The organism is Rhizobium sp. GW821-FHT14E12 (genome assembly GCF_058803745.1).
In genome coordinates this window covers 386,888-400,311 of the sequence record NZ_JBXAPH010000003.1, presented here as the reverse complement: position 1 = coordinate 400,311, position 13,424 = coordinate 386,888, and the positions used below count along the sequence as shown (strand labels likewise).

Sequence of the window (13,424 nt, the reverse complement as noted above, 5' to 3'; positions counted from 1 at the left end):
CACCGCCGCTTATGCGAACAAGAAGTCGTGTGCCGTCAGCAAATGCTGACTGTGTACAACCACATCACCCGTATCGAAGAAAATCATACTGTCGTGCGTGGTTGGGTCGAACGCTGAAATGTTCAGCTGGTTGAAGTCGTGGATTCCCAGCGCGGAAACATCAATATGGTCGGTTCCCCAGTTCGATCCCGCGCCGCAAGCGCCCTGACCAAAATCCCCGATTTTGTCCTGGCCATTATTGAATTTAAATACGAACGTGTCGTTTCCACCTTTGGCATGACCGACCATTACCTGCGCGTCACCCCACATGTCGTCGTTTCCGTTGCCGCTGATCAGAGTGTCGTTGCCGCCACGAGAATGACCGGACATCGTTTGGGCGTCGCCAATAAGGGTAATAGACCCTTCCCTGTGGCGAACGGCGTCGACATTCAGCACGTCGTCGCCTCCATGCGCATTTCCCGACATCGTTTGCGCATCGCCCACGATCATATCGTTCGCATTTTGTTGCGCCACAACGATAAGGCTGTCGTTACCACCGTGGGCATGTCCCGACATGCTCTTCGCATCGCCATAGGCCAGAACGGCCCCGACGGAAGCGACGCGCATCGTATCGTTGCCGCCCACGGCACGATCGCCGAGATTGCCACCGGCATCGCCGTAAAACGTCACGCTGTCTTCAAGACCTGTATTGAGAACGTCATTACCGCCATGAGCGTGACCGGATATATTTCTGCCCGCATCGCCGTAGAATGTAACGAACCCTTCAGAGCTACCGTCCGTGGCTGTGTCGTTGCCACCAACGGCATGATCCTTCATGTCGCCGCCGGCGTCGCCATAGATTGTGAACGTGTTCTGAAAAGCGGAAAGCTTGAAGGTATCATCGCCTCCCGCTGCATGGCCCGATATGTTTTTTCCGACGTCACCATACATGGCGACTGTGATGTTGGTTGAACTTGGAGCCACACTCAGAACGTCATTTCCGCCCTTCCCGCTGTCAGAGATGCTTCCTCCCACATCGCCATACAAATTGGTGGTGGAACCGCTAGACCCGGTTATCTGCGCGAACAGAATATCATCGCCGCCGATTGCATGGCCGGCAATATCTTTGACGGCATCGCCATAAAAGTTGCCCGAGCCATGTATGGTTAGATTATCGTTGCCGCCCTTGGCATGATCCAACAGGCTTCCTCCGGCATCCCCGTAAAGAATGCTGGTCAAATCTGACGCGACCAGGATGTCGTCCGCGCCGATTTGATGGCCGGTTAAATTCCCCGCTGTTATCGGAACTCGCTTAACCATTTCGGCCTCCTCCAAGCTAAAATGACGTCCTAGCCTGCGGTTTAAAAAATATAAAATCAAGATCAAAAGTAATACTTCTATCTATCCGATTGATCTTGCGGACTAACTTCTATTATCACAACAAATTTTCAGAATAGATTTGACATAGAGAGGAACTATTCTTCACGAAGGGCTCTGGCCATCTGGTCCGCCATCGGCTTCGTCAGGTAGGCAAGGACTGTTCTTGCGCCAGTCTGCAAGAAGGCCTCGACCGGCATGCCGGAGACAGCAGTCAGCTTCCCGAGCCGGCTCCACTCCTCTTTGGGTACGTGGGCGCGAAGGACATAATAGCTTGCGCCGGAATGCTGGTCGGTGGTCAGTTCGGCTGAGATCTTGGTGATGTCCGCGTTGAGTTCAGGCGTGTCCCGCTGATTGAACGCTGACAACCTCAACGTGACCGGCTGCCCGACGGTCACCTGGTCGATATCCTGCGGCGAAAGTTTAAGCTCGGCGACGAGCGCATCCTGATCCGGCACGATCTGCATAACAGTTTCGCCGGGCGATATCACGGCGCCCGGCGCATGCACGCTGAGGTGGTCGATGATGCCGGCCTGCGGCGCTCTTATGTCGATCCGCTTCAGATCGTCCTCCGCGGCGATCAATCGCTCCGAAAAAAGCCCGGTGTCACTCTGCGCCTGACGCAGCTGGTCCGACACCTCGGCGCTGTGATCGTCGTCGACCTGCGTGATCTGCAGCTCCGTCTCCGTCATCTTACCTTTGGTCTGCGCGATACTCGAAACGAGGTTGCCGAGCTCTCCGGTCAGACTGGCGCTCTCGCGCTGCAGCGCGTATACCTTCGCCGCCGGGACGATGCCCTTCTCAAACAGACGCTGGAGGCTGGAAAGCTCTTTGGCGATCAGATCGATCTCGATGCGCTTGCCATTCTCTTGCGCAACCAGACCGTCCGCTTCTTGGCTCAACTGCTGGATACGCTCGCCTAGCTGTGATTTGCGGCTTTGCCTGGATGCCAGCCGATCGTCGAACAGGCGTCTCTCGCCGGCGATCGTCCGCCCGATTTCATCCTCGCCGGCCCGCGAAAGCAGTTCCGCCGGAAAAGCGATCGCTGTCGCGCCATCGCGCTCCGCCCCGAGCCGCGCGGTCCTCGCGGAAAGTTCGTCCAGACGTTTTCGTATGATCGCGAGATTGGCGCTCGTTTGCGTATCGTCGAGATGGATCAGAAGCTGGCCAGCATCGACACGGTCACCATTCTTGACTTCAACGTCGCCGACAATTCCCCCTTTGAGATGCTGGACTGGCTTCACATAGCTGTCGACCACGAGCGTTCCAGGGGCTATGACCGCACCGGAAATCTCCGTCGTCGCGGCAAGCCCCCCCATCACGCCGACAAGCAGGACGATCGTCCCAAACATCACAGCGGAAAGTCTGGGTATCGAACGCTCGCTGGGTGACAGCTTCAATCCGCTCATGATCCGGCATCCTCGCCGGCGACCATCAGCCGGACCGCACCTTGTTTGATCGGTTGTCTCGCCGGATTTCCAAGAACCGCGTCCTTAGGTCCAAAGGCCTGCAACCGCCCTCCGGCGATGACCATCACCATGTCAGCCGCGACCAAAGCGCTCGGCCGGTGGGCGATGACCAGCGCAATACCGCCCCGTGCACCGACATTGAGCAGGGCCTGGGTCAACGCCGCCTCGCCTTCGGCGTCCAGATTTGAGTTGGGTTCGTCCAGCACCACCAGGAATGGCTCTCCGTAGAGCGCTCGCGCAAGGGCGATACGCTGCCGCTGCCCCGCCGAAAGCCGGGAGCCGCCCTCCCCGATCACGGTATCGAAGCCCTGCGGGAGCTTTACGATCATGTCATAGACGCCGGCGGACTTTGCGGCAGCGACAACCGATTGCGATAAAGGCTGCTTTTCGAAGCGGGCGATATTGTCGGCAATCGAACCGTCGAAGAGGCTGACATCCTGCGGAAGATAGCCGACATGGCGCCCCAGATCTGAGGGGTCCCATTGCGAGAGGGCGGCGTGATCGAGGCGTATCGAGCCGATCGCCGCCGGCCAGAGACCTGTAGCCGCGCGAGCGAGCGACGACTTTCCCGAGGCGCTAGGACCGATGATCCCGAGTACGGTCCCGGCCGATATGTCAAACGAGATGTTGCGAAGGATGAGTTCACGGCTGCCCGGAGGCGCGAGGCTCAGATTGTCTACCGTCAATTTTGATCTGGGTGCCGGCAAACCGACACTCCAGTGTCCGGCGGGCAGGATCTCCAACAGGTTGACAAGCCGCGACCAGCTTTGCCGGGCGGCGACGAAAGCCCTCCATTGGCCGATGGCAAGCTCCACCGGCGCGAGCGCCCGGCTGACCAGGATCGAGCTCGCGATCATGATGCCCCCGGTCGCTTCCTGCCGGATGACGAGAACTGCGCCGACCGCGAGAACGGCGGACTGAAGCATCATGCGCAGGATGCGCGACGCGGTCGTCAGCATGCCGGTCACGTTGCCGGCTGCCAGTTGGTTGGCCAGATAGGCCTCGTTGATGTCGGTCCATCGCTCCGTCATCCGGCCGACGAAACCCATGGCGACAACCGCTTCCCAGTTTCGCCGCGCGCTTTCAGCGAAAGCAAGGCGCGCTGCCGAATGTTTGGCGGCCTCGGCTGCCGGGCGTTGCGACATGATCTCGGCAAGGACCGCCAGAACGACGAGGACGATGGCGCCGCAGGTCGCGGTCAGCCCGATCCAGAAGTGAAACAGAAAACACAGCCCGAGGTAAAGCGGTATCCAGGGAAGGTCGAACAGTGCAACCGGACCGGTGCCGGAGAGAAAGGACCGGACCTTATCCAGATCGCGAACCGACTGCATTCCGTCGCCTGGCGCCGACATCAATTGTGGTTGAAGCACCAGCGAAGCAAAGACCTTATCGTTCATCCGCTCGTCAAGCGCCACGCCGACACGCGCCAGCAGCATCGAACGCAACAGCTCAAGAATGCCTTGAAATACGAAAAGGGTCGCGGCAATGATCGCAATGCCGACAAGCGTTGGGAGACTATGGCCGGGAATGACCCGGTCATAGACCTGAAGCATGAAAAAGGAGCCCGTCAAAGCCAGCACGCTTAATACGGCGCTGGCGACCGCGATGCTGAAAAACGCCTTTCGCAGGGACGACAGTACCGCCATCAGAAATGTTCGGGGCAGTTTTTTCGACGGAAGAGCCATGCAGCTTCAATCCTTCTTTTATTGCTACCGCCAGGCAGGTATCAACAGAGAGGATTATTATTACGAATCCACCGGTATATCTATTCAAAAATACATCCCTATATCGAACTCTTCTTTACATAATACCTCCACTCCGCGAAATCCGTCCTGGACGCGACTCGATCCCCGCTGTCATTTGACAATGGGCTCATCGCTTGATGAGCATTGGTCTGCTATGCGCGGATTGTTCCGCGCAGCACCCGTTGGCGGGCGTTCAGACCTGGATATTGATTGATTTATGGGAGAACTGGTGCCGGCGCACAGCCACACCCGACACCTGCGATTGGCTGTGCGCCAGATACCGAATTCGGCGGCTTGGGATGGAGGCATTGCGGCCCTATGTGACTGGCAGGAGCGGCAATCCTTGCCCAAGCGTCAGCCTTGCCAGGGATCGACCACGACGATGCCCGTACCTTCGAAATCCCTGACGTTGCGCGTTACGACAGTCATGTTGTGAACCAGAGCCGTCGCAGCAATCAATGCGTCAGCCTCGTTGCGCCGATCAGGGATATGCAAATGCGCGCAACGTGTGGCGACCGCGTCGTCAATGGACAAAATCCGCCCGGCAAATTCTGGTCGTACCTGACTATCGAGCCAGGATCGCAGACGAGCACCCTGCATCGCGTCGCGTCGCTGCACAGCGAGTATGCCGCGCTCTAGCTCGAGAATGGTGATGGCCGAAATGAAGAAGCGCGCCGCATCTTCGGCTTCGATCCAGGCGACTACGTTGACATCGGCCCTATCGTCGCCGATCTTTCGCAGTTCGGAAACGACATTGGTATCAAGCAAGTAGCTCAAGACAAGTCGACTCCGCGGGGCATAATATCAACACGAGTCGGCTCGAGATCAATCGCCGACAAACCAGGCATGGAGAGGGCCTCAGCAAGGCTACGACGCTTGCCGGTCAGGCGTTCAAATTCGCCATAGGTCATGAGCACATGGGACGGCTTGCCGCGATCGGTGATGATGACAGGACCATCCTTTGCCGCCTTCTTGGCACTGCTAACATCATGATTAAGCTCGCGGCTGGAAACGGTTGTGATGTTCATGCTTTGCCTCCATGTAGGTATATACCTACATATAATCGGATAAGGCAGAAATACAACTGGAACCGAGGCGCAAACCAGCAGGCGGCCATAACCAGGTGTCAGGTGATCGCCACGACGACACGGCCGCGAATGCGACCCGCAACGATATCCTCTGCGATTTTCGGCAAGGCCGACATCGGTTCAATCCGCGTTAACGTCTCCAAGTGGACCGGATTCAGGTGCCGGCTAAGCATCTGCCAAGCCCGTTCGCGTTTCGCCATGGGCGCCATGACGGAATCGATGCCGAGCAGAGCCACATTGCGCAGGATATGCGGCAAAACCGTCGCCGGCAGATCGGCGCCGCCGGCAAGGCCGCAAGCAGCAACCGCCCCGCCGTAGACCGTCTGGGACAGCACGTTGGCAAGCGTCGTCGAGCCGACGGAATCGATTGCGCCCGCCCAGCGCTCTTTCTGCAGCGGGCCGCCCTTCTCGCTGAGCGTCGCGCGCTCGACGAAGCCGGAAGCTCCCAGCGAGGCAAGATAGTCATGTGTTTCCGGCCGCCCTGTCGACGCCGTTACCTTGTAGCCCTTGTTGGCAAGCAGGCTGACGGCCACCGAGCCAACGCCGCCGGCAGCACCTGTAACCAACACTTCCCGATCGTCCACGCCGATCGTTCCCCAATCCTCCAGAGCATTGACGCAAAGGGCGGCGGTATAGCCAGCCGTTCCGATCGCCATGGCCTGTTCCAGGGAGAACTCCTGCGGCAGCGCAATCAACCATTCCGCCTTGACCCGCTGGTATCGAGAATAACCACCCCACTCGGTCTCAGAAAGACCCCAGCCGTTCAGCACAACCTTGTCGCCGGCCACCCATTTGTCCGATCGCGACTCGACGACGACGCCGGCAAGATCGATACCACCAACCATCGGCGTGCGGCGCGCAATCTTTCCCTTGCCGGAAAGGGCCAAGCCGTCCTTGTAGTTGACCGTGGAAAACGCAACTTCGACCAAAACGTCATGGTCGGGCAGATCGGCCAGGGTCAGCTGCCGGAAGCCGGCCTGCTGTTTGCCATCAACCGTATCGATCACCATTGCCGTAAAAGAATCTGACATGGAATTCCCTTGAACTTCAATGCTTCTGAGGATGTAAGACGACCGGGTTCAGGACTGCGCCTGCTCGCCTGAGCGACGGCTGCGCGCGTCGAGCGCAGCGCTATAGCTGTCCCGCACATAGGCGAGGAGATTTGTGAGCGCCGCCGTTGCTTCGCCGACATCGCGATTGCCCAGCGCCTCATGGATCCGCTGGTGGAAAGCAACGACCTGGCGGCGCTCGCGCACCCTGAAGACGATCATGTTCGTGATCGGAATGAAGGATTCGATCACGATGTACATCATCAGCTTCAAGGGACCGTTGCCGGTCGAGTCGACCAGGGCGCGATGGAAGCGCACATCGGAAGCGCAGAAATCTTCGTCGCTGATGTCCTGATCTCGCTGCAAGGCAATCTCAGTGGCCATGGCCTGCAATCCCTCTTCACTGCGGTTTTCGCAGGCAAGCCGGCAGCAGATGGTTTCCGTCTCGAGCCTTGCGGTAATGATTTCGTCGATATCGAAAGCGCCGATGCCGACGAGGAGTGTCGCAGCACCAGTAATCGCCTTCGACAGCCCCTCCGGATCGGGTCGCATCACGAAATTGCCGCCGAGGGGACCACGACGAGAGTGAATGAGATTCTGCGCCGCCAGACGCTTCAACGCCTCGCGCACCGTTGGGCGCGAAATTCCGAAGCTCCGGGCAAGATCCTCTTCCGTCGGCAAGCGCTCGTCGATCTTCAGACGCCCGTCCAGGATCGCGGACTTGATATTCTCGGCGACCTGCTTGGCGATGCCAGATCTAACCACTTCGTCATATCTAAGATTCATAGAGCTCCATCCTTCGCTCGAAAGCATTGATGCCATGCCTTCGTCGAAAAGGCTATAGGTATTTAAATATAGGTTTGACAAATATCAGATAGGCGATAACCTGCCCTCGATCCAGATAACCAGGGGAACAGAATGGGCGGATCGATCGACCGGGCGCTCGTCGCTCATCCCTTATCTGCGCCGTCTCTACGGCTCTCGGAACTGTTGACCCGCCTCCATGACAGGCTGGACAAGAACGCTGTTGTCACAGGTTCTGACGTCAGTGACGCCTATTGCGCCGACGCGACGGGCGAGCGCGGCGTGCGGCCGGCCGTCCTGTTTCGCCCCAGGGATACAGCATCGATGTCGGCCATTCTTTCCGCATGCGATGCCCTCCGCCAGCCTGTTGTCGTGCAAGGCGGACGGACCGGCCTTGCGGGCGGCGCGCGGCCCATGGCCGGCGAGGTTGCGCTGTCCCTGGAGCGCTTGAGCGCGATCGAACCCGTCAACGAGGATGCCGGCACTGTGATCGCCCATGCCGGCGCGACCCTGCAGGCCGTTCAGGAGGCCGCAGATATCAATGGCTTCATGTTCGGCGTGGATATCGGCGCGCGCGGCACCTCCACCATCGGCGGCAACATCGCCACCAACGCCGGCGGCATTCGCGTCCTGCGCTACGGCATGTATCGCGCCCAGGTTCTTGGCCTTGAGGCCGTGATGGCTGATGGCTCGGTGCTGACCAGCCTCAAGGGCCTTTCGAAGGACAATTCGGGTTTCGATCTCAACCAGATCTTCATCGGCAGCGAGGGCACGCTTGGCGTCGTAACCCGTGCCTGCCTGCGTCTTCATCCCAAGCCGCGCTCACTGGCAAACGCATTTTGCGCACTCCCTTCGCTCAGCGCGGCAATCGCGCTTCTGCGGCGTCTGCGCCGGAGGTTGGGGCCTTCCCTTTCCGCTTTCGAAGTCATCTTTCCGACTGTTTATGCCGGCGTTCTTAAGCGCACCGGCGCGCCGCCGCCTGTGCTGGCGGGTGCCGGAATGTATGCGCTCATCGAGATGCAGGGACAGGACGAAGCGGGCGACGAGGATCGTTTCGCCGCCGCGCTGATGGAATGCAACGAGGAAGGCATCGTCAGCGATGTCGCCGTTTCTCGCTCGCTGCGCGACTATCATGCCATCTGGGCTTTGCGCGAGGCGGCAAGCGAATTCATTTTCAGCATGGACCATGTCGCGGGCTTCGACGTCAGCCTGCCCATTTCCGCGATGCAGCGGTTCCTAGACAGGGCCACGGCCGAAATCGGCAGCGTCGATCCTGCTGCTTCCATCTACATTTTCGGTCATCTCGGTGACGGCAATCTGCATTTTCTCGTTCGCACGCACCACTATGACCGCGTCGTGGACGCGACATACTCCTGTGTTGCCAGCGAAGGCGGATCGATATCGGCCGAACATGGCATTGGCCTTGAAAAGAAGAAGTGGCTGCCGCTGGTTCGCAGCCCGGCTGAGATGGCCGCCATGCGCCGTCTCAAATCGGCGTTCGATCCCAATAACATCCTCAATCCCGGCCGCGTTTTCGACATGGAACCGACAGCACTGGGGGAGCGCGCATAAATGTCCACCCTGCCCGTCGCTGCTCACCCCGAAGATCGGCCCCCAGCCTCCGCCGCGACGACCCCCAGCCTCGATGACCGCTACATGCTCGATCGGGGGAGCATCCTCGTTTCCGGCACGCAGGCGCTCGTTCGCCTGCCGATGATCCAGCGTCAGCGCGACCTTGCGCGCGGACTGAATACCGCCGGCTATGTCTCCGGGTATCGCGGCTCGCCACTTGCCAGCTTCGACCGCGAAATGGCGCGCGCGAAGAAGTATCTCGACGACCATCACATCCGCTTCCAGCCCGGCCTCAATGAAGACATGGCCGCCACCGCCGTCTGGGGCACGCAACAGACGGCGATGTTTCCCGGCGCCCGGTATGATGGCGTCTTCGCCATGTGGTACGGCAAAGGACCCGGCGTCGATCGCAGCATGGACGTGATCCGTCACGCCAACGCCGTCGGCACCAATCCCAACGGCGGCGTTCTGCTGCTCGTCGGAGACGATCACGGTGCCGTTTCGTCGACCCTGCCGCATCAGAGCGAGCATAATCTGATCTCCGCGATGGTGCCGCTGCTGTCGCCGGCCGGCGTCGGAGAATATATCGACTATGGATTGCTCGGCTGGGCGCTCAGCCGCTATTCCGGCGCCTGGGTCGGTTTCAAATGCCAGACAGAAATCGTCGAGTGCACGGCGACGGTCGAACTCGATCCCGATCGGCCCGCCATCGTCTATCCCGATGCCAATAGCGACCTCTCATTGCGATGGCCGGATGGCCCGCATGCGATGGAGCGGCGGCTGGAAAACAAGATGGAGGCGATACACACTTTCGCCCGTCAAAACGGCATCGACAGAACGATCTGGGGCCGCACTGCCGACAAAGCGAGACTTGGTATCGTTTCGACCGGGAAATCCTGGCTCGACCTCATGGGAGCGCTGGCAAGCCTTGGCATCGACGAGCGCCGGGCTGGTGACCTCGGCATTCGGCTTTACAAGATCGGCATGGTCTGGCCGATCGAACCGGAAGGCCTGCAACGGTTCGCCTCCGGCGTCGAAACCCTGTTGGTGGTCGAGGAAAAGCGCGCGGTCATCGAAGACCAGGTCAAGGCTCAGCTCTTCAACATGGCCGCTGACCGGCGCCCAAGGGTCTGCGGTAAATTCGGCGTGGATGGCAAACCGCTCTTGTCCGCGGCCGGCGAGATCAATGCTGTCGCCGTTGCCAGGGCGATTGTCTCGGTCATCGGTGAGCATCACACCGATCTGCTGGCCAGATCGCACGATATCGAGGCGCTCCTCGCGGCCAGTGCCGCGGAAACGCCGGCGCTGAAACGTGACCCCTATTTCTGCTCAGGCTGTCCGCACAGTATTTCCACGCGACTGCCCGAGGGAAGCCGCGCATCGACCGGCATTGGCTGTCATATGATGGTAATCGGGCTGGAAGAGCGCAACACCTCGACTTTTACCCAGATGGGCGGAGAAGGCGGCGCGTGGATCGGCCTTTCCCAATTCACCGACGAGAAGCATATCTTCGTCAACATGGGCGACGGCACCTATTTCCATTCCGGGCTGCTGGCCATCCGCGCCGCGATTGCCGCCAAGGTCAATGCCACCTACAAGATCCTCTATAATGATGCCGTCGCCATGACCGGCGGCCAGAAGCATGACGGCGAAGTCTCCGTTCCCGGCATTGTCGGTCAGATGCTGGCGGAAGGCGCGGCCCGGGTCGCGGTCGTCGCCGAGCGTCCCGAGGTCTGGCAAGGCAATCTGCCGCGCGGCGTTACCGTCAACCACCGTGACGAGCTGGATGCGGTACAGCGCGAGCTACGCGAGGTGCCGGGCGTTACCGTCCTCGTCTACGATCAGGTTTGTGCCGCCGAAAAACGGCGTCGGCGCAAGCGGGGCGCTTTGGCCGTCTCCGACAAGCGCGCCTTCATCAACGAACTCGTCTGCGAGGGTTGCGGCGACTGTTCGGCGGTTTCCAATTGCATCTCCATCGAGCCGCAGGAAACGGAGTTCGGCCGCAAGCGACGGATCAACCAGTCGAGCTGCAACACCGATCTTTCCTGCATAAAAGGCTTCTGTCCGAGCTTCGTCACCGTCGAGGGCGGGAGCATCCGCAAGCCGGCGCCAAAGGCAGGCAAGGCAAGTTTTGACGACCTCCCCCTTCCGGCCCTCCGACCGATCACCGACCGACCCTACAACATGCTGCTCGCCGGCATCGGCGGGACGGGCGTGATCACCGTCAGCGCGATATTGTCGATGGCCGCGCACATTGACGGCCTCGCCGTACAGACGCTCGACCAGACCGGCCTTGCCCAGAAGAATGGGGCCGTTATTTCGCATCTGCGGGTCGCTAAGGCGCGAGAGCAGATCACATCCGTGCGTATCGGGCCGGGCGAGAGTGATCTGGTCCTCGGCTTTGATATCGTCGTGTCAGCGGCCCAGAACGCCCTGTCCACATTTGCTGCTGGCCGGACCAAGGCCGTTCTCGACGATCATTTCGCGCCGACGGCCTCGTTTGTGCAGAACACCGCGATCGATTTTCGCCAGGAAGCGACGGTGAAGGCATTGCGCAAGGCGGCTGGTGACAACGCCATCAGCCTTATCGCCGCGACCAAACTGGGGGCGGCCCTGATGGGCGACGCGATCGCGGCCAACATGTTTCTGCTTGGCCACGCCTGGCAGCGCGGACTTGTTCCAATCAGCCTCCAGGCAATCGATGCGGCGATCGAACTCAATGGCACGGGCATTGCGATGAACCGCGCAGCCTTTGGCTGGGGCCGTCGCTCGGTGGTGGATCCGGAAGCTGTCAAACAAGCCGCCGCAATCGATCTGGAGGAGGCGCCGGCCAAGCAGACACTGGACGAGATTGTCGCCAAGCGCATCGCGTTCCTGACGAACTACCAGAACACCGCCTATGCAGCCAAATACCGCAAGCTGGTGACGACCGCCCGCAATGCCGAGGCCCGAGCGAAGCTCGGGGAGGATTTTTCCGAAGCCGTGGCGCGCAATGCCTTCAAGCTGATGGCCTATAAGGACGAATATGAGGTGGCTCGTCTCCACAACGATCGAAGCTTCAAGGACAAGATCGCCGCGCAGTTCGAGGGTGATTTCAAGATCAAGCATCATCTGGCGCCGCCGCTCTTTTCCCGAAGGATCGACAAGCGCACCGGCAACCCGGCAAAGATTGCCATCAGTAGCAAGCTCATCTCGCCGGCATTCTCCGTGCTGGAGAAAATGCGCTTCCTTCGCGGCACGCCGCTTGATCCGTTCGGTTACACGCATGAGCGCCGCATGGAGCGCAAGCTGGTCGCCGATTATGCGGCACTGATCAATGACCTCTCAGCGAACCTGTCGCCGGAAAACCATCAGCGCGCCATCGCGCTTGCCCAACTCCCCGATCAGATCAGGGGGTTTGGTCCGGTCAAATCAGCATCGATAGAGCGTTTCGAAAAGAACAAGGCGGCCCTGTTGATGCAGGCATCGAGCACTGCATCGGAACCGGCCGACACCAGCGTAAAGAGGAAAAGCATATGAGCATGACCGAGAGCTTCGAGACCATCCTCTACGACAAGGATGAACAGGACAAGTTCGCGACGATCACCATCAATCGGCCGGACAAGCTCAATGCGATGAACAAGACGACCGTGCGCGAGATCGACCGCGCCGTCGCGCTTGCCGTCGCCGACAAGGACGTCAACGCGCTGGTGATCACCGGTGCCGGCCGCGCGTTTTCTTCCGGTTATGACCTGCAAGGCGCAGACTATGACGTCAGCATCGAGGACTGGCATGCCGACATGTCGGAAAATGCCCAGGCGCTTTTGAACATCTGGAAAGCTCCAATCCCCGTCATCGCCTCGGTGAACGGCTATGCGCTGGCCGGCGCGCTCGAGCTCGTCATGTCGTGCGATCTTGCGATCGCCGCCGATAACGCCAAGTTCGGCGAGCCGGAAGTCCGGCACAATTCCGGCCCGCCTGCCCTCTTCATGCCGTGGCTGCTGGCCACCCGCGACGTCCGCTGGCTGATGTACACCGGTGACCTGGTGGATGCGGAAGAAGCGCTGCGCATGCATCTGATCAACAAGATCGTGCCCGCCGATCAACTCAAGCAAAAGACCGAGAACCTGGCGCGCAAGCTAGCGCGCATGCCGGTTCCGGCGATCAAGTTCGCCAAGTCCTCCATCAACAACCAGCAGATCGCCGCCGGCCTGATGACATCCTTCGACTACAACGTGCACGCCATTGCCGCCCTCCATGTCAGCAAGGACGGGCAGGAATGGATGCGCAATCTTCAGAAGATGTCGCTGAAGGAATATCTCGAATTTCGCGACGCACCCTTCAAGGGGCTCGACTGACATC

11 protein-coding genes are annotated in these 13,424 nt (G+C 59.9%); 4 read left to right on the top strand and 7 right to left on the bottom strand.

Annotated features, from left to right (window positions below):
* Nucleotides 1–9 precede the first annotated feature (9 nt).
* The 3 genes from AC1RO0_RS15170 to AC1RO0_RS15160 form a co-directional block, all read right to left on the bottom strand.
* Nucleotides 10–1,299: an autotransporter outer membrane beta-barrel domain-containing protein gene (locus tag AC1RO0_RS15170; protein ID WP_498593714.1), complete on the bottom strand. Its 1,290-nt coding sequence runs from the start codon at nt 1,297–1,299 to the stop codon at nt 10–12.
* A gap of 155 nt (nt 1,300–1,454) precedes the next feature.
* The gene (locus tag AC1RO0_RS15165) at nt 1,455–2,765 is read right to left on the bottom strand and encodes an HlyD family type I secretion periplasmic adaptor subunit (RefSeq protein ID WP_498593713.1); all 1,311 of its coding nucleotides are present in this window, start codon (nt 2,763–2,765) and stop codon (nt 1,455–1,457) included.
* A complete protein-coding gene (locus AC1RO0_RS15160) occupies nt 2,762–4,471 on the bottom strand; it encodes a type I secretion system permease/ATPase (RefSeq protein WP_498594029.1) in 1,710 nt (569 codons plus the stop codon). The genes AC1RO0_RS15165 and AC1RO0_RS15160 overlap by 4 nt, the downstream gene beginning before the upstream one ends.
* On the opposite strand from AC1RO0_RS15160, the gene AC1RO0_RS15155 reads away from it, so the two are divergent.
* A complete protein-coding gene (locus AC1RO0_RS15155; RefSeq protein ID WP_498594044.1) occupies nt 4,377–4,784 on the top strand; it encodes a hypothetical protein in 408 nt (135 codons plus the stop codon). The genes AC1RO0_RS15160 and AC1RO0_RS15155 overlap by 95 nt on opposite strands.
* 140 nt (nt 4,785–4,924) lie before the next feature.
* Here the strand turns inward: AC1RO0_RS15155 and AC1RO0_RS15150 are convergent, their stop codons facing one another.
* The 4 genes from AC1RO0_RS15150 to AC1RO0_RS15135 form a co-directional block, all read right to left on the bottom strand.
* The gene (locus tag AC1RO0_RS15150; RefSeq protein WP_498593712.1) at nt 4,925–5,347 is read right to left on the bottom strand and encodes a type II toxin-antitoxin system VapC family toxin; all 423 of its coding nucleotides are present in this window, start codon (nt 5,345–5,347) and stop codon (nt 4,925–4,927) included.
* Nucleotides 5,344–5,598, bottom strand: coding sequence for a type II toxin-antitoxin system Phd/YefM family antitoxin (locus AC1RO0_RS15145; RefSeq protein WP_498593711.1), 255 nt, complete (start codon nt 5,596–5,598; stop codon nt 5,344–5,346). Before AC1RO0_RS15145 ends, AC1RO0_RS15150 begins: the two co-directional genes overlap by 4 nt.
* A 98-nt stretch (nt 5,599–5,696) precedes the next feature.
* Nucleotides 5,697–6,689: an MDR family oxidoreductase gene (locus tag AC1RO0_RS15140; protein WP_498593710.1), complete on the bottom strand. Its 993-nt coding sequence runs from the start codon at nt 6,687–6,689 to the stop codon at nt 5,697–5,699.
* Between the two features lie 48 nt (nt 6,690–6,737).
* Nucleotides 6,738–7,493 (bottom strand): FadR/GntR family transcriptional regulator, encoded by a 756-nt coding sequence (locus AC1RO0_RS15135; RefSeq protein ID WP_498593709.1) that lies wholly within the window; start codon nt 7,491–7,493, stop codon nt 6,738–6,740.
* Between the two features lie 132 nt (nt 7,494–7,625).
* Between AC1RO0_RS15135 and AC1RO0_RS15130 the strand changes: the two genes are divergently transcribed.
* The 3 genes from AC1RO0_RS15130 to AC1RO0_RS15120 are packed head-to-tail and all read left to right on the top strand — an operon-like array spanning nt 7,626 to nt 13,420.
* Nucleotides 7,626–9,083 (top strand): FAD-binding oxidoreductase, encoded by a 1,458-nt coding sequence (locus tag AC1RO0_RS15130; RefSeq protein WP_498593708.1) that lies wholly within the window; start codon nt 7,626–7,628, stop codon nt 9,081–9,083.
* On the top strand, nt 9,084–12,602 hold the full coding sequence (locus AC1RO0_RS15125) for an indolepyruvate ferredoxin oxidoreductase family protein (RefSeq protein WP_498593707.1): 3,519 nt from the start codon (nt 9,084–9,086) through the stop codon (nt 12,600–12,602).
* Entirely contained in the window at nt 12,599–13,420 is an 822-nt protein-coding gene (locus tag AC1RO0_RS15120; RefSeq protein WP_047458157.1) for an enoyl-CoA hydratase/isomerase family protein, read from the top strand. Before AC1RO0_RS15125 ends, AC1RO0_RS15120 begins: the two co-directional genes overlap by 4 nt.
* Nucleotides 13,421–13,424 lie beyond the last annotated feature (4 nt).